24 protein-coding genes, 2 tRNA genes and 2 pseudogenes are annotated in these 24,636 nt (G+C 40.7%); 18 read left to right on the top strand and 10 right to left on the bottom strand.

Annotation, left to right across the window (positions count from 1 at the left end; all coding sequences use genetic code 11):
• Positions 1 to 59 precede the first annotated feature (59 nt).
• The 8 genes from JCM10991_RS07115 (at position 60) to JCM10991_RS07080 (ending at position 5,166) form a co-directional block, all read left to right on the top strand.
• A tRNA-Glu gene (locus JCM10991_RS07115) sits at positions 60 to 132 on the top strand.
• A gap of 129 nt (positions 133 to 261) precedes the next feature.
• Positions 262 to 600 carry a hypothetical protein gene (locus JCM10991_RS07110; protein ID WP_023858727.1) on the top strand — a complete coding sequence of 113 codons (339 nt, stop codon included), beginning with the start codon at positions 262 to 264 and terminating at the stop codon, positions 598 to 600.
• Between the two features lie 77 nt (positions 601 to 677).
• Positions 678 to 750, top strand: a tRNA-Gln gene (locus JCM10991_RS07105).
• Between the two features lie 193 nt (positions 751 to 943).
• Positions 944 to 2,368, top strand: a complete 1,425-nt coding sequence (locus JCM10991_RS07100) for an amino acid ABC transporter substrate-binding protein/permease (protein ID WP_051527977.1) — start codon at positions 944 to 946, stop codon at positions 2,366 to 2,368.
• Positions 2,368 to 3,108 (top strand): amino acid ABC transporter ATP-binding protein, encoded by a 741-nt coding sequence (locus tag JCM10991_RS07095; protein WP_023858729.1) that lies wholly within the window; start codon positions 2,368 to 2,370, stop codon positions 3,106 to 3,108. The genes JCM10991_RS07100 and JCM10991_RS07095 overlap by 1 nt, the downstream gene beginning before the upstream one ends.
• A 19-nt stretch (positions 3,109 to 3,127) precedes the next feature.
• Positions 3,128 to 3,394 carry a hypothetical protein gene (locus JCM10991_RS07090; RefSeq protein ID WP_023858730.1) on the top strand — a complete coding sequence of 89 codons (267 nt, stop codon included), beginning with the start codon at positions 3,128 to 3,130 and terminating at the stop codon, positions 3,392 to 3,394.
• Positions 3,387 to 4,163 (top strand): histidine phosphatase family protein, encoded by a 777-nt coding sequence (locus JCM10991_RS07085; protein ID WP_023858731.1) that lies wholly within the window; start codon positions 3,387 to 3,389, stop codon positions 4,161 to 4,163. Before JCM10991_RS07090 ends, JCM10991_RS07085 begins: the two co-directional genes overlap by 8 nt.
• Complete coding sequence (locus tag JCM10991_RS07080) at positions 4,153 to 5,166, top strand: serine hydrolase domain-containing protein (protein ID WP_025020970.1); 1,014 nt, start codon at positions 4,153 to 4,155, stop codon at positions 5,164 to 5,166. Before JCM10991_RS07085 ends, JCM10991_RS07080 begins: the two co-directional genes overlap by 11 nt.
• Before the next feature lie 40 nt (positions 5,167 to 5,206).
• Here JCM10991_RS07080 and JCM10991_RS07075 read toward each other — a convergent pair whose 3' ends face one another.
• Complete coding sequence (locus JCM10991_RS07075) at positions 5,207 to 5,923, bottom strand: type 1 glutamine amidotransferase (protein ID WP_025020969.1); 717 nt, start codon at positions 5,921 to 5,923, stop codon at positions 5,207 to 5,209.
• Positions 5,923 to 7,274 (bottom strand): annotated as a pseudogene (locus tag JCM10991_RS13125) (MurT ligase domain-containing protein). The gene JCM10991_RS07075 and the pseudogene JCM10991_RS13125 overlap by 1 nt, the downstream one beginning before the upstream one ends.
• Before the next feature lie 175 nt (positions 7,275 to 7,449).
• Between JCM10991_RS13125 and JCM10991_RS07065 the strand changes: the two are divergent.
• From JCM10991_RS07065 to upp, 5 genes and pseudogenes are all read left to right on the top strand, one after another.
• Positions 7,450 to 8,037, top strand: coding sequence for a thymidine kinase (locus tag JCM10991_RS07065; RefSeq protein WP_025020968.1), 588 nt, complete (start codon positions 7,450 to 7,452; stop codon positions 8,035 to 8,037).
• A gap of 12 nt (positions 8,038 to 8,049) precedes the next feature.
• Positions 8,050 to 9,134 (top strand): annotated as a pseudogene (gene prfA / locus JCM10991_RS14495) (peptide chain release factor 1).
• Entirely contained in the window at positions 9,127 to 9,978 is an 852-nt protein-coding gene (prmC, locus tag JCM10991_RS07055; protein ID WP_023858737.1) for a peptide chain release factor N(5)-glutamine methyltransferase, read from the top strand. The pseudogene prfA and the gene prmC overlap by 8 nt, the downstream one beginning before the upstream one ends.
• A 19-nt stretch (positions 9,979 to 9,997) precedes the next feature.
• Complete coding sequence (locus JCM10991_RS07050) at positions 9,998 to 11,020, top strand: L-threonylcarbamoyladenylate synthase (RefSeq protein WP_025020967.1); 1,023 nt, start codon at positions 9,998 to 10,000, stop codon at positions 11,018 to 11,020.
• A gap of 61 nt (positions 11,021 to 11,081) precedes the next feature.
• Positions 11,082 to 11,711: a uracil phosphoribosyltransferase gene (gene upp, locus JCM10991_RS07045; protein WP_023858739.1), complete on the top strand. Its 630-nt coding sequence runs from the start codon at positions 11,082 to 11,084 to the stop codon at positions 11,709 to 11,711.
• A gap of 56 nt (positions 11,712 to 11,767) precedes the next feature.
• On the opposite strand, the gene JCM10991_RS07040 is transcribed toward upp, so the two are convergent.
• The 4 genes from JCM10991_RS07040 to JCM10991_RS07025 form a co-directional block, all read right to left on the bottom strand.
• Complete coding sequence (locus JCM10991_RS07040; RefSeq protein ID WP_025020966.1) at positions 11,768 to 12,058, bottom strand: hypothetical protein; 291 nt, start codon at positions 12,056 to 12,058, stop codon at positions 11,768 to 11,770.
• Between the two features lie 53 nt (positions 12,059 to 12,111).
• The gene (locus tag JCM10991_RS07035) at positions 12,112 to 12,594 is read right to left on the bottom strand and encodes a universal stress protein (RefSeq protein ID WP_023858741.1); all 483 of its coding nucleotides are present in this window, start codon (positions 12,592 to 12,594) and stop codon (positions 12,112 to 12,114) included.
• A gap of 85 nt (positions 12,595 to 12,679) precedes the next feature.
• The gene (locus JCM10991_RS07030; protein ID WP_025020965.1) at positions 12,680 to 12,970 is read right to left on the bottom strand and encodes a hypothetical protein; all 291 of its coding nucleotides are present in this window, start codon (positions 12,968 to 12,970) and stop codon (positions 12,680 to 12,682) included.
• Positions 12,971 to 13,259: 289 nt separating this feature from the next.
• Entirely contained in the window at positions 13,260 to 14,543 is a 1,284-nt protein-coding gene (locus tag JCM10991_RS07025; RefSeq protein ID WP_023858743.1) for a replication-associated recombination protein A, read from the bottom strand.
• 83 nt (positions 14,544 to 14,626) lie between these two features.
• Here JCM10991_RS07025 and JCM10991_RS07020 point away from each other — a divergent pair, with 83 nt between their 5' ends.
• Both JCM10991_RS07020 and JCM10991_RS07015 read left to right on the top strand, forming a co-directional pair.
• Positions 14,627 to 16,660, top strand: a complete 2,034-nt coding sequence (locus tag JCM10991_RS07020) for a hypothetical protein (protein WP_025020964.1) — start codon at positions 14,627 to 14,629, stop codon at positions 16,658 to 16,660.
• An 86-nt stretch (positions 16,661 to 16,746) separates the two neighbouring features.
• Entirely contained in the window at positions 16,747 to 17,211 is a 465-nt protein-coding gene (locus JCM10991_RS07015; protein WP_025020963.1) for a MarR family winged helix-turn-helix transcriptional regulator, read from the top strand.
• Between the two features lie 42 nt (positions 17,212 to 17,253).
• On the opposite strand, the gene JCM10991_RS07010 is transcribed toward JCM10991_RS07015, so the two are convergent.
• From JCM10991_RS07010 to JCM10991_RS07000, 3 genes are all read right to left on the bottom strand, one after another.
• On the bottom strand, positions 17,254 to 17,712 hold the full coding sequence (locus JCM10991_RS07010; protein WP_025020962.1) for a YueI family protein: 459 nt from the start codon (positions 17,710 to 17,712) through the stop codon (positions 17,254 to 17,256).
• A 92-nt stretch (positions 17,713 to 17,804) separates the two neighbouring features.
• Positions 17,805 to 18,413: a 30S ribosomal protein S4 gene (gene rpsD, locus JCM10991_RS07005; RefSeq protein ID WP_025020961.1), complete on the bottom strand. Its 609-nt coding sequence runs from the start codon at positions 18,411 to 18,413 to the stop codon at positions 17,805 to 17,807.
• A 217-nt stretch (positions 18,414 to 18,630) separates the two neighbouring features.
• Positions 18,631 to 19,080 (bottom strand): free L-methionine (R)-S-oxide reductase MsrC, encoded by a 450-nt coding sequence (locus tag JCM10991_RS07000; RefSeq protein ID WP_025020960.1) that lies wholly within the window; start codon positions 19,078 to 19,080, stop codon positions 18,631 to 18,633.
• Between the two features lie 124 nt (positions 19,081 to 19,204).
• Here JCM10991_RS07000 and JCM10991_RS06995 point away from each other — a divergent pair, with 124 nt between their 5' ends.
• From JCM10991_RS06995 to thiI, 3 genes are all read left to right on the top strand, one after another.
• The gene (locus tag JCM10991_RS06995) at positions 19,205 to 20,962 is read left to right on the top strand and encodes a septation ring formation regulator EzrA (RefSeq protein ID WP_025020959.1); all 1,758 of its coding nucleotides are present in this window, start codon (positions 19,205 to 19,207) and stop codon (positions 20,960 to 20,962) included.
• A gap of 105 nt (positions 20,963 to 21,067) precedes the next feature.
• Positions 21,068 to 22,216: a cysteine desulfurase family protein gene (locus tag JCM10991_RS06990; protein ID WP_025020958.1), complete on the top strand. Its 1,149-nt coding sequence runs from the start codon at positions 21,068 to 21,070 to the stop codon at positions 22,214 to 22,216.
• Positions 22,217 to 22,234: 18 nt separating this feature from the next.
• Positions 22,235 to 23,452, top strand: a complete 1,218-nt coding sequence (gene thiI, locus JCM10991_RS06985) for a tRNA uracil 4-sulfurtransferase ThiI (RefSeq protein ID WP_025020957.1) — start codon at positions 22,235 to 22,237, stop codon at positions 23,450 to 23,452.
• A 43-nt stretch (positions 23,453 to 23,495) separates the two neighbouring features.
• Here the strand turns inward: thiI and mmuM are convergent, their stop codons facing one another.
• Positions 23,496 to 24,416 (bottom strand): homocysteine S-methyltransferase, encoded by a 921-nt coding sequence (gene mmuM, locus JCM10991_RS06980; protein WP_025020956.1) that lies wholly within the window; start codon positions 24,414 to 24,416, stop codon positions 23,496 to 23,498.
• Positions 24,417 to 24,636 lie beyond the last annotated feature (220 nt).

Raw genomic sequence — 24,636 nt, 5'->3', positions numbered from 1 at the left:
TAAAGTAAAAAATTTGACAAAAATTTGATTAGCGGTATAATAGTCTTGTACTTAATTAATGCCCGTTGGTCAAATTGGTTAAGACGTCGCCCTCTCAAGGCGGAGTTACGGGTTCGATCCCCGTACGGGTGATGTAGGTGGCTGGAAGAAGGTATTCTCCGGCTTTTTTAATTTTTTAATAAAGAGGCTTGCTAAATGCAATTAAGTTGGTATAATAGTGTAATTGTATAGAGTATTTTTGGGGCAAGGAAGTGAGAAAATATGTTAAGAAAAACCAAGACTTTTTTACGGGCAAATAAGGTGCCTTATGAAAAAGAGCATGTGAATCCTTTGATGGTTCCAGAAAAAAATTACGTTCTTAAGTTTGGTAAGAATGAAGCTGGTGAATACATTAACCGCTTCATCGTTGAACATACTTACACTTGGACTGGACGTATGAAAATTACTAATATTACATTACGTCTTCATGGGCAGGTTCATCCACGTGAGTTTAAGAATGAAGCTGAATTATTACGTTATCTTAAACGTCATGCTTACCGTTATGTGGAAGGCATGGAAAAGCCTAAGTCACGTAACCGGCATCATCACCATAAAAAATAATTGCTGAAAGTCCTTGACGTTTTTGTAAAACAGGATTAAACTAAAATAGTTGATTTAGTTCAATTATTTATAGTTTTTGGGCATTCGCCAAATTGGTAAGGCAGTGGACTCTGAATCCATAATTTACAGGTTCGAACCCTGTATGCCCAATCTGTTTTAAGCACCTAGTTAATGTGAGCTAGGTGCTTTTTGTTTTTTATAATGATAAAGACATACAGGTGATATTTGAGCAGATGTCGCATTTTCTAACATGATATGCTATAATAATATCATTATAAAAGATGGGAGGTTTTCTAACGTGAAAAGAAAACTCAATTTGAAAAAAATGCTAGCTTTACTAGCAATGGTAACGACAGTATTTTTTGCAGGATTACAGGTCTCCCAAATAGGAGTCGAAGCGACTAGCGAAAAAACGTATACAATTGCAACAGATGTTACTTTTCCACCATTTGTATATGCTGATGAAAATAATGAGTATGTGGGAATTGACATTTCCTTGATGAAGGAAATTGCTAAGGTAGAGGGTTTTAAAGTTAAGATTCAACCTGTCGGTTTTAATGCTGCTATCCAATCTGTACAATCAGGTCAAGTTGATGGAATGATTGCCGGAATGACGATTACTAATGATCGGAAAAAGACGTTTGATTTCTCAACGCCATACTATTCTTCAGGAATTGTAATGGCGGTTAAGCCGAACAGTTCAGTGAAAGGTTTAGATAACCTTAAGGGTAAGAAAGTTGCTGTAAAAACGGGGACGTCTGGAGCCGACTATGCTAACTCTATTAAGGACAAGTACGGTTTTAAAGTGGTTACTTTTGATGACTCCGATAATATGTACAATGATGTCAAAAGTGGCAATGCAGTCGCTTGTTTCGAAGATTCCGCTGTGTTAAGTTATGGAATTAAAACCGGTTTAGCTTTAAAAATTGTTACTAAGCCAACTGCAACTGGTAACTACGGTTTTGCCGTTAAAAAGGGGGCTAACCAAGAGTTATTAAGTAAGTTCAATGAAGGTTTGAAGAAACTTAAAGCTAATGGAACTTACGACAAAATTATTAAGCAATACACTGGTAGTGAGGCTATTTCCAAGCAAAAAGCCAATGCCACAGTCGACGAAACAACCTTAAGTGGAATTTTAAAGCAAAATAAGTCCGTCTTAATTAAAGGTTTAGGGCAAACTATTTACTTAACCATTGTGGGGGTAATTTTTGCCACCATCTTTGGTGTTTTAGTAGGGTTCTTAGGAGTTTTACCTAACGGTTTTGCTCGGGGCTTATCTGCGACAATTATTTATATTTTCCGTGGTCTACCACTGATTGTCCTGGCCTTGTTTATTTATAATGGGGTACCGAATCTAACAGGTAACAAAATTCCAGCCTTTGTGGCCGGGGTGATTACCTTAGCCTTGAACGAAGGAGCTTATATTGCCGCCTTTGTGAAAGGCGGAATTGAATCTGTCGATAAAGGACAAATGGAGGCCGCACGTTCTTTAGGTTTACCCTTTGGGAAGGCTATGCGGAAGGTTATCTTGCCACAAGGAATAAAACTGATGATTCCATCGTTTGTAAACCAGTTTATCATTACCTTGAAGGATACTTCTATTTTGTCAGTAATTGGACTTCTGGAATTAACACAAACAGGAAAAATTATCATTGCTCGTAATTTACAAGGCTTCACTGTTTGGGGTATTATCGCAGTAATTTATCTGATAATAATTACACTTTTAACCCTACTTTCTAAGATAGTTGAACGGAGGCTTAATCGCTAATGACACAATATAAAGTAAATGTAACCGGATTGAAGAAGAGTTACGGTTCTAATGTCGTTTTAAAAGATATTAACTTTAAAGTTGGTAATAATGAAGTGGTTGTACTAATCGGGCCGTCTGGCTCTGGGAAAAGTACTTTATTGCGATGCTTGAATAAGTTAGAAGAACCAACTGCCGGATCGATCATTATTGATGGTCAAGATATTAGTGATCCGCATACTAATTTGGATAAGGCTCGAGAAAATATTGGAATGGTTTTCCAACACTTTAACTTATTTAATAATATGTCCGTTGGGGAAAATATTATGTTAGCACCAGTGGAATTAAATAAGTTAAACCGTGAGGAAGCGAGGTTTGTTGCTGAAAGCTTATTGGAAACGGTGGGATTAGCAGATAAATTTGATGCCAAACCAGCCTCCTTGTCTGGAGGACAAAAGCAAAGAATTGCCATCGCACGAGCTTTGGCCATGAAGCCTGATATTATGCTTTTTGATGAGCCAACCAGTGCTTTAGACCCAGAAATGGTTGGTGATGTATTGGAAGTTATGAAGGAACTAGCTAAAGATGGGATGACAATGGTAGTTGTAACCCACGAAATGGGTTTTGCCAAAGAAGTAGCTGACCGTGTGGTTTTCATGGCTGATGGTTACGTAGTGGAAGAAGGTACGCCAGAAGAAGTTTTCGACCATCCACAACATGAAAGAACTAAGTCCTTCTTAGAAAAAGTAATCAACGTTTAAAGGAATCGGGTGATAATTAATGGTTAAAGTGATTCTAGTTATGCATGATTTAGAAAATGATGACTATTATAAAATGAATAAAACCTCCTTCGAAAGTATGCCGCAAGTTGGACAATATATCTACAATAATGATGGTTTAGCCTATATTGTCGAAGAAATTGTCTATTTTGCAGGTTATGTTTCCAGTAAGGGCGCCATTGCTACTTTAACCGTCCATCCTGCAGATGAAAATGAACCAGCCAGTTATCTCTATGGTTTAAATATTGAACGGGATTTAGATGATTGAGAAAAAGCGGGAAGAATTAATCTTTCCGGTTTTTTTAGTAAAAATTTTTGGTACAATAGGAATAGAATTTCAAGTAAAGTTGGTGATTAAGATGGTAGTCCATTTCTATCTTGTACGACATGGTCAAACAAAACTTAACCGTTCTCGCCGCCTACAAGGGGTTACGAACTCACCTCTCACAAAAAAAGGGGTGCGGATGGCCAAACGTTTGGGCAATGAACTAAAAGATCTTAAATTTGAAGCCGTGTATACTAGCGATTTAAAGCGTACCCAAGAAACCGCACGTTTTATTATTGAAGAAAATACCACTTGGCAGCCAACAATTTATACGGATCCGGATTTAAGGGAAATCAGCTTTGGTCGCTTTGAAGAAGCTCAAAGTTGGAAAGTTGCACCTAAACTTTTGAAAAAGTTAGGCTTTCGCAAAATTATTCAAGCTTTTTTGAATCAAGAGCATGTAGCAGAGCTAACGGAGCTTTTCCAAAATATGGATGAAACAGAATTAATTGAAGATTCTGACCACCTCAACCAAAGAATGCGCCGAGCTTTAACTAATATAGGTAACTATTACCAAAAGCGAGGTGGAGGCAATGTTCTAATCGTGACTCATGGTTTGATTTTATCAAGCTTTGTGGAAAGCCTTCAGGGAGATGTCCCTATGTTTCTATTGGATAATGCCCGTGCTAGTCGGATTGATTATCATGAAGATGGGCATTTTGAGATTATCTTTATCAACAAGCGAAAGCCGGAGGATCCAAATGTTAAATGAAAAACTATCCCAAACGTTGCATGGCTGGGTCAGAGAGGAAGTTGTTCCTGGCGTATCTTATGCTTATTTGAAGGCTGGTCAAATGCAAAGTGAAGTTTTTGGCTACAGCCAAATTTTTCCGGCCAAGGAAATTTTACAGCCAGAAATGCTTTATGATTTAGCTTCACTGACTAAGGTGGTAGGTACCACCACGGTAATCATGCATTTGGTGGAAACTAAGCAAGTTCAAATTGATGACCCAGTAGCTCAATACTTACCCAAGTTTAAGGATAAAAGGGTTACCTTGCGCCACTTATTGACACATACTTCGGCGCTAACCGGTTATATTCAAAATCGTGATGAATTATCTGCGCCAGATTTATTGAACGCTTTATATACCTTAGAAGTTGGTTCTTGGTTTGAAGAAAAGGTGGTTTATGCTGATATTGGCTTGATTTTACTTGGTCAAATTATCGAGGCTGTCTATAATCAACCTGTACAAACGGTAATTCAAGAAAAAGTCTTGACACCTTTAGGGATGAATACGGCGACTTTTACACCTCCCCCAGCTTTAACGGTTCCTACCGAACTTTCGCCCAAACGGGGCTTAATTCGTGGCCAGGTCCATGACCCTAAGGCCTTTACCTTAGGCCGGCATTGTGGCTCAGCTGGTTTATTTGCCACTCTAACAGATTTGGTCAAGTTTAGCCAATGGTTTCTGACTGGGAAAAACTATGGCCCGGGCCCAGTCCCAATTAGCCCAACTACCATTGCTAGTTTTTATCAGGATTGGACTCCCAATGGTAAATTGGGGCGTTCCCTTGGCTGGGATTTACGTTTTCGTGCAGATGGTCGACCTGCGCTTTATCATACAGGCTTTACGGGAACATTTTTATTTTTAGATCAAGTTAGTCAAGAAGCCTTGATTGTCCTGACTAATCGGATTCATCCTCAAAGTAGGAATGAACGTTTCTTATTAGCTCGGGATGCTTTAATCCAAGAATTTTTTGTAAACAGTAAATAACCCTTAAGTTGTTAAGACTTAAGGGTTATTTTAGTCGAAATTAAAAACCAGCAATGGCATCGTCGTCCCAGTGAGCAATTTGGTCAATGTTAGCCACTTGGTCGGGATATTTACGTTTGAGGGCGGTAATTAGAATCCGTTTGGCCAAATTGTGGTTGCGGGCTAAGACAGGTCCATGGAAGTAAGAACAGAAAGTATTTTTGTAAATTGCACCTTCGGAACCGTCTTGGTTATTATTACCGTGGCCAGAAAGGACCTTACCTAAAGGTCGTTCATTTTTCCCGAGCCAGGTAACCCCATTATGGTTTTCGAAACCTTTATAGATTTCGCCGGTTTCTTCATTTTGAATTTCAATGTCGCCGATAAAACGGCTATTAACTTGGCTTTCAGTATAGTGGGGTAGAGCCCCAATCCCTTCAATACGTTTCCCGTTGGCACCGATGTAGTATTGACCTAATAATTGGAAGCCTCCACAAATTGCGAGGACAGGACCGTCATTTTCAATAAAGGCAGTTAAGGCCGTCTTTTTTTCTTGGATATCGACAGAGACGATTTCTTGTTCGAAGTCTTGCCCCCCACCAAAGAGGACAAAGTCAAATTTTTGGTCGTCAAAGTCTTGACCGATAGAAATGATTTCGGAAGTAATGTCGACTCCGATTTGTTGGGCATAGTAGCGTAAAACTAAAATATTGCCCAAGTCACCATAGGTATTCATTAAATTACCGTAGAGGTGAGCGATGTGTAGTGCATAAGTCATTAGTCCATTCCTCCTTGAATGTAGCCTTGTTCTGCCAAAAGCTTTCGTAATTGTAAGACAGCGGTATAAGTAGCGAGAACATAAATGTGCTTGGTAGGCATGTTTTTAAGTTGGGCTACGGCTTCTTTAAGGTCTTCTTTAATGATTAACTTTTCTGTCGGTACCCCAGCTACTTTCATTCTGAAAGTAATATCCCGGTAGCGTTCGCCCCCGGTCATGAAGGCAGGAATCTTGGCAAAAGGTAATTCTTCGAAGCGGGCATCCCAAATCCAACTCGTATCCACCCCGTCAGCATAGTTGGCATTTAAAAGCGTGGCTAAGCTAAATTCTTGATCATCAGTTTTAATCATCTCAAGTACTTGGTCTAAACCAACTGGGTTTTTTACCAAGACCAAGGTTACTTCCTTGTCGTCTAAAGCGATAACTTCTTGGCGCCCAAAGACTTTTTGATCGTTATCACTCAAGGCCTGGGCCAAAGCCGAACCATCAATGTCAAAGAAACGTCCGACGCATACGCCGCTAAAGCATTGTAGATGTTGTAAGTTCCTCCGATATGAAGATTAACTTGGTGACCGTCAATCTTAAAGGTTGATGATTGAGGCGTTTGCTTTAAAAGAGCATCGACTTTGATATCTAAAGTCGGACGTTTGAAGTTACAGTGGGGACAGAAGTATTTGCCTAGGTTACTGTAAGTTAGGCTTTGATAGCGTAAGATATGTTGACATTTAGGGCACAGCAACCCATCAGTATTAGCTGGCGCATCTTGAGCTTGGTCAGCTTGGTAATCAAAGCCGTAGTAAAGCTTAGGATTGGGGAGGTCAACACTGTTAAAAATTGGGGCGTCGCCGTTGGCGATAATCGTCGCTTTGGGGTATTTACGAATTCCTTTAAGAATTTTTTCGTAAGTGGTGTAAATTTCTCCGTAACGGTCCATTTGGTCGCGAAAAAGATTGGTTAAAACAAAGGCCTTGGGTTCCAAATGTTCACAGATAATAGGGACATTAGCCTCGTCAGTTTCTAGAACAGCCAGGCGTTTTTTACTTTTACCAATTTTTTGGTCAGTGATAAAAGCTCCAACAATTCCTTGTTTCATATTAGAGCCACTGGGGTTGGTTAAGATGTGGTTGTATTTGGCTTTTAGGGCTTTTACAGTTAAAGCTGTGGTTAAGGTCTTCCCGTTGGTCCCGGTAATGACGACCACTTCGTAATCCTTAGCCAAAACTTGTAAAATACCTGGATCCAAAGATAGCGCAATTTTTCCTGGTAGTGAGGTACCACCATTTCTAAATGTGTGTAAAAACCAGTGCGCACTTTTAGCAGTGGCAATGGCGAGAGAGCTTTTTAAAGTCATGCTGTCACCTGTTTTTCTAAAATCTTGCTACTCAAATTTTAGCATACTTGACTTTAAAAGTAAGCATCTGATGCTTAGATTAAATGCTTTTCGGGAAATTTAAAGTTTTGCTTAATGAAATTTGAGTAGAAATAGGATATACTAAATAGGAAAGACTATTTTAGGAGTGGAGAATGTGGCACAGCTTTTTTTTCGTTACGGTGCGATGAATAGTGGTAAGACCATCGAAATTTTAAAGGTGGCCCACAATTACGAGGAACAAGATAAAGAAGTTATTATTATGACTAGTGGCTTGGATAATCGCGATGAAGTTGGTTATGTTTCCAGTCGGATTGGGATGCGTCGGAAAGCCCATCCTATTTTTGCAGAAAGTAACCTCTATACAATGGTCCAAGAAATCAATTCACAGGCGGCTTGTCTTTTGATTGATGAAGCACAATTTTTACAAAAGCATCATGTCTTAGAATTGACTCGAATTGTGGATGAATTAGGGATTCCGGTCATGACTTTTGGGCTTAAAAATGACTTCATGAATGAGTTATTTGAGGGCTCGAAATACTTATTGTTGTATGCGGATAAGATTGAAGAAATGAAGACTATTTGCTGGTTTTGTCACAAAAAGGCAACTATGAATTTACGGATGCACGATGGTAAACCGGTTTATACCGGGGAACAAATTATGATCGGAGGCAATGAAGCCTACTATCCTGTTTGCCGGAAGCATTATGTCAATCCAGATTTAGCAATGATAGAAAAAAAATAATAGGAGACAAGAATGGATAAATTATTCGATCGGTTACAAATGCTCGCAGACCGCTATGAAGAATTGGGTGAATTATTGTCTGACCCAGATGTGATTAGTGATACCAAGCGTTTTACAGACTTATCAAAAGAAATGGCAGACTTACGTGAAACGGTAGAAAAATACGAACGTTTCAAGCAAGTAAACCAAACAATTGAAGATGATGAAGAAATGTTATCAATGGGACTTGATGACGATGAGATGGCTGAAATGGTTAAGATGGAATTAGCCGAAGCCAAGGATGAAAAGGTCGCTTTGGAAGATGAAATTAAAATTTTACTCTTACCTAAGGATCCTAATGATGATAAAAACATTATTATGGAAATCCGGGGGGCTGCCGGTGGAGATGAAGCCAGTTTATTTGCTGGGGACCTCTTCAACATGTACTCCAAGTATGCTGAACGTCAAGGCTGGTCAATCGAAGTTATCGACCAAACGACGACGGACGTTGGTGGCTTTAAGGAAATTGCCTCATGATTAACGGGAAAAATGTTTACTCCAAACTTAAGTATGAAAGTGGTGCGCACCGGGTACAGCGGGTGCCCGCTACCGAATCAGCTGGGCGGGTTCACACTTCAACGGCTACTGTAGTAGTTATGCCGGAAGCTGAAGATGTGGAAATTGAAATTGATCCAAAAGACATTCGGGTTGATGTTTACCGGGCTTCTGGTGCCGGTGGCCAGCACATTAACAAGACTTCATCAGCTGTGCGGATGACCCACTTACCAACGGGGATTGTGGTAGCTATGCAAGATCAACGTTCTCAACAACAAAACCGTGAAAAGGCCATGAAAATTTTGAAAGCGCGGGTTTATGATCACTATGCTTCCCAAGAACAAAATGCTTACGATGAAAATCGGAAGTCAGCGGTAGGTACTGGAGACCGTTCTGAACGAATTCGGACTTACAACTACCCACAAAACCGGGTGACTGACCACCGCATTGGTCTATCCTTAAACAAGTTGGACCGAGTGATGAATGGTGAACTTGATGATGTGATTGATGCATTAGTTTTATATGACCAAACAAAGGCTTTAGAGGAAATGCAAAATGCCTAAGGCAACGGTTTTTGAAGCCCAGCAATGGGCTTTTTCTTTTATTCAAGATCAACCCGCTGCAGATCAAGACGGGGTGAAGTTGCTCTTGCGGACCATGTTAGGTTACAATCCAACTCAATATTTGATGAATTTACGCACGGAGCTTACCCCAAAACAGTACCAAGCTTTTAAAGCGGCGGTAACCAAGTATGCTCAAGGTTATCCAGTCCAATATATTTTGGGCCAAGCCGACTTTTTTGGTTTAACGCTCAAGGTAACGGCAGATACTTTGATTCCGCGGGTCGAAACCCAAGATTTAGTAGAATTAATTTTGAGTCAACATTCTGAGTCACAGCTTAAAGTAGCTGACATTGGGACGGGAACGGGGGCTATCGGACTAGCCTTGAAAGCCAATCGCCCAGACTGGCAGGTAACTTTGACTGATCTTAGTCCGCAAACACTGGCGGTGGCCCAAGAAAATGCCCGGAATTTAAACTTAGATGTTATTGCGAAACCAGGAGATTTGCTCGCACCTTTAGTTGGTCAAAAATATCATCTTCTAGTCTCTAATCCGCCTTATATTGCTGAAGAAGAAGAATCAGTCATGGATCAGTCTGTGATAGATTATGAGCCGCATTTAGCTTTATTTGCGGAGGATGGAGGCTTGGCTATTTATAAACGGTTGGCGCAAGAATTAACTTTGGATTTACTAGAGCCACAAGCTCATTTATATTTAGAAATTGGCTATCAACAAGGCCCTGCAGTCAAAGCACTGTTTGAAGCACATTTTCCCCAGGCTAAAGTCGAAATTTATCAGGACTTGGCGGGAAAAGACCGCATGATTGAAGTGGCCTTTAACAATTAGAAAGAAAGAGGAAATCACGGTGTTAATTACCAAAATTTATCAGCCTGATCAAATTCAAGCCGCAGCGAAAGAATTACAACTAGGTGAATTAGTGGCTTTTCCCACTGAAACTGTTTATGGTTTAGGAGCAGATGCCACCAATCAACAAGCCGTTAAGCGCGTTTATCTGGCGAAGGGGCGACCTTCGGATAATCCTTTGATTGTTACGGTGGCTAACCAAGCTATGGTTGAACGTTTCACGGGTCCTTTGTCTGGTTTAGCTCAAAAGATTATCCGCCAATTTTGGCCCGGACCGTTGACCTTAATTTTTAAAATTAAGGAAGGTTCTTTGCCTGAAGCAGTAACTGGGGGACTTAAAACCGCAGCCTTTCGTATGCCTGCCAACCAAGTTACCCGCGACTTGATTGCGGCGGTGGGGAATCCTTTGGTAGGCCCGTCAGCAAATTCCTCCGGTAAACCGAGTCCGACAACCGCCCAACACGTCTTCCATGATTTAGAAGGACGGATTGCTGGAATTGTCGATGATGGTCCCACCCAGTTGGGGGTCGAATCCACAATCCTCGATTTAAGTGTTGAAACACCGACGGTTCTACGGCCAGGAGGCGTGAGTGTCGAGGAACTGGAAGCCTTTTTGGGTCAAGAAATTATTTCAGATAAGCATAAGGTAGGGCAAAAGGAAACACCCAAGGCCCCTGGAATGAAATATAAACACTATGCACCAAGCGCGCAGGTCTTGATGGTGAAGACGGGCGATTGGCCGGAAGCCTTAGCTTGGGCTCAAACTAAATCAAAAGCAGTCGCTATTTTAGCTGACCAAAATATCATTACAACACCTGGACTACAGGTTTATGATTTGGGTTCAGATGTAGCAGCAGCCAGTCACGCTTTATTTGCGGGCCTTCGTCATTTTGACCAAGATCAAGAAATTAAGTACATCTTAGCACAAACTTATTCCCAAGACGGTTTAGGGGCGGCTTACATGAACCGACTTAATAAGTCCGCCGGAGAACAATATTTCTCAAAAACTTTAAATTTGGACTAGGAAAATAGAACGTTTTCAAGTAAAATATAATCAATGAACATTTTGAGGAGGAGTTTTTACCATGGGTAAATTTACAGTTTTAGATCACCCTTTAATCCAACACAAGTTAACCATTATTCGGGACAAAAATTGTGGGACGCGCGAATTTCGACAATGTGTTAATGAAATTGCCGAGTTAATGGCTTATGAAGTTTCACGTGAGATGCCTCTTGAAGATGTCGAAATTGAAACACCAATGGGAAAGGCTGTAACTAAGCGCTTAGCAGGTAAAAAAGTAGTCGTGGTACCTATCTTGCGAGCAGGTTTAGGGATGGTTGATGGAATTTTAGAATTAATTCCTGCCGCTAAAGTCGGGCACATTGGGATGTATCGTGATGAAACTACCATGCAACCACATGAATATTTCGTGAAGATGCCTGACGGTTTGGAAGAACGGGAAATGTTTATTGTCGACCCAATGTTAGCGACCGGCGGTTCTGCTGTTATGGCCGTTGATGCTTTAAAGAAGCGAGGCGCACGTTCTATTAAGTTTGTTTGTTTAGTAGCTGCTCCAGAAGGGGTCAAGGTCTTACAAGAAGCCCACCCTGATATTGATATCTACGCGGCAGCTTTAGATGACCACTTAGATGAAAATTCCTACATTGTTCCTGGTCTCGGGGATGCCGGTGACCGTTTATTCGGGACAAAATAATTTAATGAAAACGAGAAAACCAGCTGAGAAAAATCCCAGCTGGTTTTTTAGTTGGCCTAAATTTTTTTAGTTATAGAGACCTTAAAGCCTTTAGCAGAACCATCAAGAATAGATAAAATTACATTGATAACTTTGAGGTTGTACTTAATAATTAGACGGGTGAGGCGTAGGGAAAGTTCCATACTGAGCCCGAAAACACAGAGGCCTAGGCCAAGCGAATTTCCTAGAGCTTCGATACCGCGTTTACGGATAACCTCAATGAAGGCAAGGTCTTGTTTGCTTTCTTTAAGATAGCGGGCAAAATTATAGGCATCTTGGTACATAGCTTGCTCTAATTTTTGACGCATGTTAATCCCTCCATAATGGGTAAAAAGCCTACGCATTGGTAGACTTTTTGAAATTATTTATGCTTTTTCTTTGTGACTGGTTTATTGTCTTCATCCGTCCGGACTACTAAGACATCACATGCCGCCGTCCGTGTTACATATTCAGTTACAGAACCAATCAAGAGGCGTTCAACCGCATTTAAACCAGTGGCCCCAATCATGATGAGGTCGATACCTTCTTCTTCAGGAAGATCTTTAGCAATCACAGCTTTGGGAGCGCCATATTCAACAGAAAAGTCAATATTTTTAACACCGGCTTCGTTGGCTTCCTTAACATAACCTTCCATAGTCTTCTTAGCGGTTTCGGTTACTTCTTCAACCATAGCTGTATCGAAGCTAGAGATATTTTGGAAAGCTCGAGTGTCAACCACGTGTACTAGGCGAATTTGTGTGTCATCACCGTTACGCTTAGCTACATCGATGGCTTTTTTGAAAGTCAATTCTGATTCGAAAGAACCGTCAACAGGCACGAGAATTTTTTTGTATCTTTGTAACATAGGTATCACCCTTTCTTTATTTCACCTTTATTGTACGCTAAATTAGACATAAATGAAAGTGAAAACCGTTACATTTGACAAAAATTTAAAATTTTGAATAGACCAGCATTAAAAGTGATAAGGCAGCAATCGCAAAAGAATCAATAATCATGAGTAAGACCGCAGGTAAAACAGCTTGAAGGAGCGTAGCAATTAAGGTTGCTAACCCCATCAAGATTAAAAAGATTCCATAATATTGTAAAATTTTAGCTAAGCTCGGAGTAGAGGTGGGAGCTAAAAGCCAAAAGTCACGGTTGCGGTGAGACCACATAAAGTAGCCAATGAAGATTACAATGGCCGCAAAAGCTAGTAATAAGATAAAGGGGGCAATTTTCACAATAAAGAACTCCTCGTAATAAATAAAATATAAAAGGCAGGGACAAACCCTGCCTTAATCCGGTGGTGCCGTTAATCACCCAAGTAGTTGCACCCGCTCTCGATAAGAGATCAGCTCGCAACTGTCCGTCAGTTTCTAGCGCAAGCTATCACATTAAGGCAGTAATCTTGAAGCAACTAAATTAAAAGTGTTCGGTCAACCATACGTAAAGGGTAACGCGTACACCTCAGATTTCATAGATTATACTAGCACAGAAAAAATTAAAGTACAAGCAAGGTATCTTAAAAATCTATGATTTCTTTTTGCCTTGAGCTTTAAATAAGCGCCAATATTGCTCTTTAAAGGCTTTTTCATAGCGACCGTTTTCTTTGGGATTGTAATAAGAAACATTGCGAAGGTTGTGGGGTAAGTAATCTTGTTTGATCCAGTCATGGGGATAAGCATGCGGATAAAGATATTCGGTACCGTGACCGAGTTCTGCAGCGCCTGCGTAATGACTGTCACGTAAGTGTTTTGGAACTTCATGGGCCTTACCTTGATTGACATCATCCATGGCTTTATCAATGGCGACGATGGCCGAGTTCGACTTGGGAGAAAGGCACAGTTCAATGACTGCATTGGCCAAAGGAATCCGCGCTTCGGGCATTCCGAGTTTTTCTGCGGCTTGGACGGCTTGGACGGTGCGACTAGCAGCCGGTGGGTTGGCGAGACCAATGTCTTCATAGGCAATTGTCAGTAAGCGCCGATTCACCGAAATCATATCACCCGCCAAAAGGAGGCGAGCCAGGTAGTGGAGGGCGGCATCCGTATCGGATCCGCGAATGGATTTTTGGAAGGCCGAGATGACATCATAGTGGGCGTCACCATCTTTATCAGCAGCGAAGGCCTTTTTTTGGAGACATTCACTAATGACGTCTGTATCTAGATGGATAATACCAGTTTCATCCGCTTCTGTCGATAATACGGCTAGTTCCAAGGCGTTCAAGGCCGACCGTAAGTCTCCGTTGGTGGCGGAAGCCAGGTGATTTCCAGCAGCATCGGTCAGATCAATTTGATAGTTACCCAGGCCGTGTTCTTTGTCAGCTAAGGCTCGTTGGATAGCTTGCTTAATCTCGGTTTCTTTGAGTGGATAAACCGGGAAAATTTGGGTCCGACTTCGGATGGCAGGATTAATGGCGATATAAGGATTTTCCGTTGTAGCACCGATTAGAATGATCCGGCCACTTTCTAAGTGGGGTAAGAGGTAGTCTTGTTTGGGCTTGGTAAGCCGGTGAATTTCATCTAAAAGTAAAATCACAGTTCCAGAAAACTTAGCTTCTTCGACCACTTGTTCCAACTGCTTTTTGGAGTCGGTGGCGGCGTTTAAGGTGCGTAAGGCGAATTTCGTGGCTCCTGAAATTGCCGAAGCAATCGAGGTTTTCCCGGTACCTGGTGGACCGTATAAAATTAATGAAGACAATCGGTTAGCTTTAACCATGCGGTTCAAAATTTTACCTGGACCCACTAAGTGGCTTTGACCGACTACATCTTCTAAACGGTGAGGGCGCATACGATAAGCGAGTGGTTCTTGCATAAGGATTCCTTTCTATTGTGTAATCACAAATATTATAGCATATGATATAATTGAAGTATTAAAATTGCAGCGAGGTTAGCATTTTGAAATTAGATGAAATTGGGAAACAGATTGAAGCCAGTCAAATGACGGAAGTTTTGCAGACTTTACGTTTCCAAGTAAAACGAAGCTTTGCGCTACTTGATAAACAAGGTCAAGTTAACCAAAGTGCTGAATTTAAAAACCAATATCTTGAAATTAAAAAAGGTCAGGTGACCTTGACGAGTCGTCCCCAACAAGACTTAGCGGGACTAAACCTGGATATGGCGCTTCAAAGTCAAGCTTTAAAACAAGTTTTACCTAGTGGCTATTATCCTTGGCCTTGGTCATCAAGTCCTATCGTACGGGGAGTGGACGCCAAAAATCAAATTTTTATCCAATTACCAGAAGAATTGTTGTTGAATCTTTATTCAGAAAAATTTGTCCAAAGTAAAGTTGCGTATACCGATTTTCGCAATCAAGTTTACTTGAAATTAGCCCGACAATTTATTAATTATCAATGGGTTTTGACCTACTTTTTTGGAGCGACACCTTTTAAATGGGAAGAAATGGTGGCGGAAGCCAAAGTTTCACCAGTCCGCTCGCATCGGACTAGTTTAAATGCTGTGGAATTGAAGGAAGCTAACATCATAGATTACCGTGATTTAGCTAAATATCAAGCTATTCAAAATACAGGAGTTGATTTTGTTAGTTTAATGACTGAAGAATTGGCTGACCAAACCCGTGTGATTTCCGGCTTACAATTAAACCAGATTGATTTAGCCCCCCAAACGGATTTTGGACAAACCAAGGAACTCTTACCGCTCATTAATGTCATGGCTGGGTATTTCTTGATGACTACGGGACCTGAGATGGCGAACTTACGCGCAACTTTAACGGCAGCTCGGCAAAAAAATCAAATTATAGCCCAAGAAAATCCTTTTGCCCAAAGTCAATTTGCTACCGAATTACGGCAGTTTCTTGATGAATTAGGGCGTTTTGCTAAAAATTACCGCTACAATGACTTTAGCAATGTTATGACAGTCTTAAAACAAAGATTGGATAAACCTGAAGAAACCTTAGCGGCCCGTTCATTGCGGCAAAATCAAGGGATGAGTGTCCTGGCAACAAGTTTAGCTAATTTAGATTATCGTACAACGGAGATTAAATTAAAAACTCTTAGCCATAACAGTCTCTTACTATTACAAAGAGCAGTGGTTAAGGGCTTAGACTATCAAGTGATAGCTCCAGAAGCTGATATTATTGAAATTGCTGGTCACTTAATTGACCATGGAATTTCACAAAGCCAAAATAGTTTGCTTTATAGTCGGCTTTGGGCCCAAAAACAAACGGCTAAGAAGCTAGCTCAAGCAGCAGGAGTTACAACCTCGAGTGCATGGGTGGTAAAAAATAACCATGATTTAAGTCAGCTTTGGCCACTTTTGCAAACTAAGGGTTTGGTCTTGAAACCAGCGGGTGAGATTAGCTCTAACCAAAATCGGGTTTTCCGGATGCCACCTACGAGTGGCGAACTCAAAATAGCCTTGGGACGTCTACAAAAGGACAGTAAAGAAGTCTTGATTGAACAAGTGGTAGCGGGCTCTAACTACCGCGCCTTAATTATTGCGGGGAAACTGGTTTCTTTAATTGAAAGGTTACCTTTACGTGTAGTTGGTGATGGTCGCACGCCATTAGCTGATTTGTTAGTTCGTAAGAATATCAAGTTGGGCCAAATTGAAAAAGAAACATTGAAATCTCAAGGTATTCGTTTGACCGATGTAATTAGTCGCGGGATTGAAGTCCTCTTACGCTATGATGCAAGTAGCCAAACGGGGATGCAAAGTTATGAATCCTTAACTGAAATGGATGCTTCCTACCGACCGGTGATTGAAAACTTAGCGGCGAAGTTAGGGATGGTTGAAGGTGCGCTGGATTTAGTGATTCCTAATATTTATCAAGTCTATGATGCCCAAAAAGACAACCAACTTGTTTTCTTATCAGCTCACTGTTATCCAGAGTTAGCTTTCCACCAAAAGACGGTCTTCGGTGACCAAGATATAGTGACCGAGATTTTCCGCTTATGGAATTTATCTCATTAAAAAATAGATAAATTATTATAACTACTATTAAAAAAGACGAAAGTATACTATAATGGTGGTAGATTATACAGAAAGTGGGAAAGACTTTGATTGATCACAGACCTGATCGCCTGGAAGATGAATTGTGTTTTGCCATCTATACAGCACAAAAAAACTACAATAGATTTTACTCTGAATCGCTCCGGCCTTTCAAGTTAACTTATTCCCAATATATTGTACTCTTGGTATTATGGGAAGAGTCACGAACGATGATTATTAAGGAATTAGGTACCCGCCTCGGACTTGATACTGGAACCTTAACGCCACTTTTACGCCGTATGGAAAATGACGGTTGGTTGACGCGTGAGCGCGATACTGTTGATGGGCGTAAAGTGTTCATTTCATTGACTGCTAAAGGGCGTTTGATGGAAGAAAAAGTGAAGGATTCGGTCCAATCATGCTTTAGTCATATGGACATGAATGAAGCCGAATACGTGGAAAATGTGGTGAAGTTACAAGCGATTGCCGCTGATTTAGCTCAAAATAATACCCGTTTAAGCGAAAGGAACTAAACTTAAAAAACGCTAGGATTTGTTGTCCTAGCGTTTTTGAGTTTATGAAAATAATTTTTGCCAAAAAGATTTTTTCTTTTGCGCATATTCTTCGTTAGTTAAGTTAGATGTATGAGGATGAAGCGCAGTGATATCAACGATATCTTGGTGGAGAGCTTCATTTTTACTAGCGAAAACGACTGCTAAATCATCAGGTTGATAAATTTGACCGCTCGTGGCAGTAAAGCGAGTTTCGATACCTTGTTCTTTCCCCAAGACTAAGAGTTCTTGCAAACTAGTTTGGGGTACGTCCCCAGAAACTAAAAGAATATATTTGGGGTGGGCGGTCATTTCAAGTTTCAGAGCCTGTAAATTTTGTGGGTCTTTTAATTCCTCGAAGGTGAGCGTTGCTTGCACCCGTTCGCGAAAAGTACCGAGAAATTTCTTTTGTTCGGCAGCTTTAATTTTTGGGGTGCCATAAATGCCGTTGTTGAGACGGTCTTGTAATTGATCATCAGACATATTTTTTCACTCCTTACCCCCATTATACCGAAAGTAGGCGTCATATACAAAAAAAGAAGCCTCCATAGGAGACTTCCCAAACAACAAGGGTATTATAACTTGTTGTAGTATTCAACGATAAGAGCTTCGTCGATGTTTGCGTCTAATTCATCACGTTGTGGTAAACGAACTAATGAACCTTCCATTGTGTTTTCATCAAATGAAACAAATGTAGCGCGACCAACAACAGCTTCTAACGCTTCTTTAACAATCTTCAAGTCTTTTGAACGTTCACGTAAAGAAATAACTTGGCCTGGTGTAACTTCGTATGAAGGAATGTCAACACGCTTGCCATCAACAGTGATGTGACCGTGGTTAACTAATTGACGTGCTTGACGACGAGTAGTTGCTAAACCTAAACGGTAAACAACGTTGTCCAAACGACGTTCTAATAAAATCATGAAGTTTTCACCGTGCTTACCTTCGCGAATCTTACCAGCCTTTTTGAAAAGGTTAGCAAATTGGCGTTCTGAAACACCGTAAGTCATACGAAGCTTTTGCTTTTCTTGCAATTGCAAACCGTATTCTGATAATTTACGACGGTTGTTTTGACCGTGTTGACCTGGTGCGTAAGGACGACGAGCTAATTCTTTACCTGTACCTGAAAGGGAGATGCCTAAACGACGTGAAACCTTCCAGCTAGGACCTGTATAACGAGACATTAAAAGTTCCTCCAATAAATTAAATATTTTTTCTTGGAGTAAAATAATCATTGTAGATTTAGTATTCGTGCAGTTGCTTTTGCGCGTTCACCCTTGCAGCCGAAGGGGTACTAGACGAACCAAAAAGGCAAACAACTGTTGACGAGCTTACCATCTACCGCTGCATTATTTTACACGCTTCTGAGCATAACAAGGATCTTTGCCTTTGTCAAGCCTTTTAGAGGTGTTGTAATAAAGTTGCCACAAATTCTTCCAAGAGGGCTTGATCTTCAGTAGAGAAGCGGTCAAGACTTGGAGAATCGATATCCAAGACCCCGATTTTTTGGCCGTCTTTGGTTAAAGGTAAGACAATTTCGGAGTTACTTGCTGAGTCACAAGCAATATGACCGGCAAATTCATGGACGTTAGGCACCCGCAAAACTTCTTGCTTGGCTAAGGCAGTCCCACATACCCCTGAACCGGATTGGATGTGCATGCAGGCAACCTTACCTTGGAAAGGGCCTAAGGTTAATTGACTTTCATCGCCATTGGTTAGGTAAAAACCGACCCAGTTAATATCATCTAAAGTGTCATTTAAAAGAGCAGAAGCATTAGCTAGGTTAGCTACCAAATCTGTTTCTTCAAAAAGTAAAGCGTCTAATTGTTGACTAAGTAAAGATTGTGCCATGAAAATTCCTCCAAAATCTTTTTAATTAAGGTATCTAATGATATAATTAAAATGATTATAATAAAAAAGCTTACTAAATACAAATAAGTTTTCGAAATAAGGTCGAAATACAAACGACAAAATTATGGGAAAAGGAATGAGTTGGGAAATGACAATCACAATAATAATTGCGGTTTTGTTGATTTTGGTGGCCGTATATGCCGGTATGTTTTATGTGCGAAAATCAACCTTAAATTTAGCTCAAAGTTTAGAAGACCAAGTCCAAGAACTCTTGGGTGATAGCTTAGGGGCGCAAGTTGAAGAATTACGCGAACTTAATTTAACAGGGGAAAGTCTCGAAAACTACGAACGTATTGCGCAAAGATACCGTGAAGTAGTGAATGGCAAATTCCCCGATATTCAAATGTTGATTGAAGAAGTGCGAGCTAGTTTACCTAAGTATCATTTAATAGCTGCTCGGCAAAATCTTAAAGCTGCTCAAGATAGTTTCTTGGAAGCTAAGGAAGTTTACCAAGGGGTTTTAGATTCCGTCAATGCCATGCAAGGTAAGATGGAGCAACATCGGCAAAAAAAAGCTAACTTGAAGCAACGCTACAAGGACATTCGCAAGATATTACTAACAAAGAACTTTTCTTTTGGACCTGCCATGCCTAAGTTAGAGGAGCTGTTTGCTGAAATCAACAAAGAATTTACCAATTATGGGGATTTGATGGAACAAGGTGACTATGGTCAAGCTGATCAATCACTTCAAGAATTAGAAAACCAAACTGCTAGCATCGATAAATTATTAGAAGTCATTCCACCTTTATACCGGAACCTACATAACGTTTTTCCCGAACAATTAAAGGAAATTAAGGCTGGTTACCTCCAACTAAAGAAGGATGGCTACAATTTTTTAAGTGAAATTGACCAAGAAGTAGGGAAGTTGGAAACTAAAGTCCAAGAAGAAAAGCAGTTTTTAACAGACTTACAAGTTACTGAAGCCCAGGACACGGATAAGACGATTCGTGAAAGTATCGAGGACCTCTACAAGCAAATTGAAACCGAATATGCCGCACGTCACAAGGTGGAAAAGCGCAAGTCCAAATGGGGTGAGTTTATCCGTCATGCCGAAAAACAAGAAAAACAACTTTTGCTAGACCTGGATCGTATCGGGCAACACTATGAATTAACCCATGACGAAGTTGAACGGGCGCGTGATTTGGATACTAAGTTGCACATTATTCGCAAAAATTATACTCAAGCCTTGACGGAAATTGAAATGGAAACCGCGGTTTATAGTCGTTTAGAAAACCAGCAAAATGACGATTTTGATGCCTTAAAGCAAATAGAAGAAGAACAAGGTAAAATTCACGCAGATATTTCTGCATTAGTGGTGGATGAAAAGAAGGCCTGGGATGGTTTAGCTGGTTTCCAAGGTGAAATTCACGAAATCAAGCGTCAAACTATGAGCAAGCACTTACCAGGTTATCCCCAATCTTATTATGAAAAGTTAGATTATATAGAAAACTTGGTGAACGCCTTAATGGAAGAAATGAATCATGTCAAGATTGATATGAGTGTGATTACGACACAAATGTTGGAAACCGAAAACGAAATGCGGACCTTCCAGAAGGAAAGAAAGGAAATGTATCAAGCCGCAGTTATGGCCGAAAACTTGATTCAATACGGGAACCGTTACCGAGATCGTTATCCACATGTTAAGGAAGCTTCCCAAAGAGCGACGGAACTTTTTACGCGAGACTTTGAATATGTCCAAGCCGTCGATGTCATGGCCGAAGCCTTAGAAAAAGTAGAACCTGGTCTCTTTGAAAGAATTGCGACTAAGTATTTATCTAAAGAAGAAGCTACCGAATTGATGAAGAGGGATAAAGCTAAATAGGTTAGTGAAGAAAAAGATTAGTTTCCCAACTAGTCTTTTTCTTGTTTATTTCAATAAAACTTGTTATTATTTGTAAGTGAAATTTAAAAAGAGGGTTCAGTAAATATGATATATTTCGATAACAGTGCGACGACACAAGTTTCACCAGAAGCTTTACAAACTTATACAACTGTTAGTCAACAAATCTGGGGTAACCCATCTTCACTCCACAATTTGGGTGAAAAAGCAGATAACTTACTAAATCAAGCGCGGGCGCAAATTGCCTCCCTCTTAAAGGTACAAGCTGACGAGATTTACTTTACTAGCGGAGGAACCGAAGGGGATAACTGGGCAATTAAAGGTACAGCCTATGAGAAAGTGCAGTTCGGTAAACACTTAATTACCAGTGAAGTGGAACACCCTGCCGTTTTAAATACTATGGCCCAATTAGAAAAACAAGGTTTTGAGGTAACTTACCTTCCTGTGGACAAAAAGGGGCAAGTTAACCCGGCAGATTTAAAAGCTGCCTTGCGACAAGATACGATTTTGGTGTCGGTAATGGCGGTTAACAATGAAATCGGGGCTATTCAACCCATTGCGGACTTAGCCGAAGTCTTAACGGATTATCCTAAGGTTCACTTCCATGTCGATGCGGTCCAAGCTTTAGGTAAGGGTTTAGGTGAAATGTTAATTCATCCGCGCATTGACCTTATGACTTTTTCAGGACATAAATTCCACGCACCACGAGGGATTGGTTTTATGTATAAGAAACGTGGCCGTATGATTGCACCGCTCTTAGCGGGCGGAGGTCAAGAGAAAAATCTTCGCAGTGGAACTGAAAACGTTCCTGCTATTGCGGCCATGGCCAAGGCGATGCGTCTTTTATTGACGGGTGAGGAAGCTCACGTGGCTAACCAACAAGCCATCCGTAAAATGATTTATGATCATGTAACACAATTTGATAAAGTTACAATGTTTTCGGGCTTAGACCAGGGATTTGCACCGCACATTTTGTGCTTTACCATTGATGGGGTACGAGGTGAAACGATTGTGCATGCCTTTGAAAGTCATGACATTTATATTTCCACTACGAGTGCCTGCTCATCCAAGAAGGGGACGATTTCCGGAACTTTAAATGCGATGCATATTCCGGAAAAGGTTGCGACTTCGGCAGTACGGGTGTCGCTTGATGAAAACAATACTTTAGCCGAAGCGAAAAATTTTATTCAGGTCTTTGACCAGCTCTATGAAAAATTCTTAAAGATTAACTCTTAAAATTGAAAGGAAAAAAGAATGCAATACACTGAAATTATGGTGCGTTATGGGGAATTATCCACTAAGGGAAAGAACCGTAAAAGCTTTATCGACCGTTTGGATCACAATGTCCGACAAGCACTCCACAATTTTGACAACCTAGTCATCAAGGCTTCTCGTGATCGCATGCACATCCAATTAAATGGTGAAGATTCTGACTTGGTTATGGAACAACTAAGCAAGGTCTTTGGAATTCAAAACTTTTCGCCTTCGATTAAGGTAGATAAGAGTCTAGAAGCGGTTCAAGCGATGGCTATTGAGATGATGAAGGAAATTTATCAAGAAGGCATGACTTTTAAGGTTAATACTCGGCGGCAAGACCATGACTTTGCTTATGATACTAATGAAATGAACATGGAAGTCGGGGGGGCTATCTTAGAAGCGATTCCTGATTTGAAAGTTCAAATGAAAGATCCAGACATAACCTTGCGCGTAGAAGTACGCTTGAACGGGATTTTTCTTTCTTATAAAAAAATCGATGGGGCTGGTGGTTTACCAGTCGGTACTGCAGGTAAAGGGATGTTGATGTTATCAGGAGGGATTGACTCACCGGTTGCCGGCTACCTAGCAATGAAGCGGGGGGTAGACATTGAAATGGTCCACTTCTTTAGCCCACCATACACGAGCCAACAAGCCTTGAATAAGGCGAAGGCTTTAACAGAAAAGTTAACGCCATACGTGGGGCGGATTCGATTCATTCAAGTACCGTTTACCGAAATTCAAGAAACAGTTAAGGAACAATTACCTTCCGGTTACTTGATGACCGTGCAACGACGCTTCATGTTGCGTTTAACGGCTGAGATTGCTAAGCGCCGTCATGGTCTAGCAATTTTTAATGGTGAAGCTTTAGGTCAGGTGGCGTCTCAAACGATGGAAAGTATGGCAGCGATTAATGATGTCACCACAATGCCGATGATTCGTCCAGTGGTATCTATGGATAAGAATGAAATCATTAAGATTGCCCAAGATATTGATACTTTTGACTTATCCGTGATGCCATTTGAAGACTGTTGTACGATTTTTGCTCCCCCATCTCCTAAGACCAAGCCACGCTTAGATAAGGCGCGCGAATATGAAGCTCGCTTAGATGTAGATGGCTTAATGCAAAGAGCCTTAGATGGCATTGAAATTTCTGAAATTAAGGTCGGCGATGAATTCATGAATGATCAAGCCGAAGCCTTTGCAGAATTATTATAATAAAAAGAGGATTTCTCACGGAAATCCTCTTTTTGACATTAGCTTATTTTTTGGCTAGGAAATTAGCAATTTCTGCAATATTAGCGGGCATGGTTGTGCAACAGCCCCCAATTAAACGAGCTCCAGCTTGATACCATTTAGGAAATTCTGAGTGAAAGTCTAAAGCGCCGGCTTGCGTGGTCCAAGTCTTAGTTTCAGGATCGTATTGAGCTCCGGAATTTGGGTAGACTACGATAGGTTCTTGGCTAGAGTACTTGAGAACACGAATGGCGTCTGGTACGACTTCCAAGTTAGTGCAGTTAACTCCGATAGCAAAGACTTGTTGGTAACGGTCAACTTCTTCGACCGAAAAACTTAAGGCGGTACCGTCACTAATGGTTTGACTGTCTTTCAAGGAAAAGCTCACAAAGACTGGAATTTTCGGATAGGAGTGTTGTAGTTCGGCTAAAAGGGCCAAGACCTCCCCCAACTTAGGTTGGGTTTCGATGGCTAGGCAATCGACGCCTTCTGCCATAATAGCTTGGAGGCGAGGATTATGGAAGGCCTGTAACTCATAAGGGGCGCGTGTGTAGTTGCCGGTGTATTCGCTACCATCGGCGAGGTAAGCCCCATAAGGGCCGATGGAACCAGCTACATAAGCATGACGACCAGAAATTTTTTCGTAGTCATCACGAGCTTTTTTGGCAATACGTACCGCTTTTTTGATAAGTTCAAGAGCTTCTTTTTCAGAATAGCCTTCTTTAACAAAAGCTTGAACATTAGCTTGGTAAGTATTAGTAGTGATAATATCAGCTCCAGCTTGGAGGTAGTCCATATGAACTTGGTAGATTAAATCTTCGTGATCAATTAGGGCTTGGGCGGTCCATAATGGATTATTAGTTTTAGCCCCTAAGGCTTCTAAAGGTGTAGACATTGAACCATCTAAAGTTAGGGGGCGATTTTTAATTGCTTCAGTAATTGTCATGAAAAAGTCCCTCATTTTTTCTGATTTACTTTTATTGTAAAGCTAAGAGGTTCTAGGTGCAATTATTAAAAGAACTTTTCTCTTTTTTAGATTCGAATAAAGCGTATATATTTATGAAGTGAGAAATTTATTAATGAACATTTAGTTTTTAAACCATATCAATAAATTTGGCATCAGTCCTTAAAAGCTAGAGCTAACGAGGGCTGATTTTATTTTATCA

Origin of the sequence: Ligilactobacillus equi DSM 15833 = JCM 10991 (genome assembly GCF_000615765.1) — a bacterium.
GTDB classification, from domain to species: domain Bacteria; phylum Bacillota; class Bacilli; order Lactobacillales; family Lactobacillaceae; genus Ligilactobacillus; species Ligilactobacillus equi.
Note: the sequence above shows the minus strand (reverse complement) of the source record. Positions and strands in the feature narration are given on the sequence as shown.

Coding starts and splice junctions, on each gene's coding strand:
- JCM10991_RS07080 (WP_025020970.1), top strand. CDS start 4,153: ATGTTAAATGAAAAACTATCCCAAACGTTGCATGGCTGGGTCAGAGAG.
- thiI (WP_025020957.1), top strand. CDS start 22,235: ATGCAATACACTGAAATTATGGTGCGTTATGGGGAATTATCCACTAAG.
- JCM10991_RS07010 (WP_025020962.1), bottom strand. CDS start 17,712: ATGTCTGATGATCAATTACAAGACCGTCTCAACAACGGCATTTATGGC.
- JCM10991_RS07040 (WP_025020966.1), bottom strand. CDS start 12,058: ATGCGTCAAAAATTAGAGCAAGCTATGTACCAAGATGCCTATAATTTT.
- rpsD (WP_025020961.1), bottom strand. CDS start 18,413: ATGTCTCGTTATACAGGTCCTAGCTGGAAGGTTTCACGTCGTTTAGGC.
- JCM10991_RS07085 (WP_023858731.1), top strand. CDS start 3,387: ATGATTGAGAAAAAGCGGGAAGAATTAATCTTTCCGGTTTTTTTAGTA.
- upp (WP_023858739.1), top strand. CDS start 11,082: ATGGGTAAATTTACAGTTTTAGATCACCCTTTAATCCAACACAAGTTA.
- mmuM (WP_025020956.1), bottom strand. CDS start 24,416: ATGACAATTACTGAAGCAATTAAAAATCGCCCCCTAACTTTAGATGGT.
- JCM10991_RS07000 (WP_025020960.1), bottom strand. CDS start 19,080: ATGGCACAATCTTTACTTAGTCAACAATTAGACGCTTTACTTTTTGAA.
- JCM10991_RS07110 (WP_023858727.1), top strand. CDS start 262: ATGTTAAGAAAAACCAAGACTTTTTTACGGGCAAATAAGGTGCCTTAT.
- JCM10991_RS06990 (WP_025020958.1), top strand. CDS start 21,068: ATGATATATTTCGATAACAGTGCGACGACACAAGTTTCACCAGAAGCT.
- prmC (WP_023858737.1), top strand. CDS start 9,127: ATGCCTAAGGCAACGGTTTTTGAAGCCCAGCAATGGGCTTTTTCTTTT.
- JCM10991_RS07090 (WP_023858730.1), top strand. CDS start 3,128: ATGGTTAAAGTGATTCTAGTTATGCATGATTTAGAAAATGATGACTAT.
- JCM10991_RS06995 (WP_025020959.1), top strand. CDS start 19,205: ATGGGAAAAGGAATGAGTTGGGAAATGACAATCACAATAATAATTGCG.
- JCM10991_RS07095 (WP_023858729.1), top strand. CDS start 2,368: ATGACACAATATAAAGTAAATGTAACCGGATTGAAGAAGAGTTACGGT.
- JCM10991_RS07075 (WP_025020969.1), bottom strand. CDS start 5,923: ATGACTTATGCACTACACATCGCTCACCTCTACGGTAATTTAATGAAT.
- JCM10991_RS07035 (WP_023858741.1), bottom strand. CDS start 12,594: ATGTTACAAAGATACAAAAAAATTCTCGTGCCTGTTGACGGTTCTTTC.
- JCM10991_RS07025 (WP_023858743.1), bottom strand. CDS start 14,543: ATGCAAGAACCACTCGCTTATCGTATGCGCCCTCACCGTTTAGAAGAT.
- JCM10991_RS07100 (WP_051527977.1), top strand. CDS start 944: ATGGTAACGACAGTATTTTTTGCAGGATTACAGGTCTCCCAAATAGGA.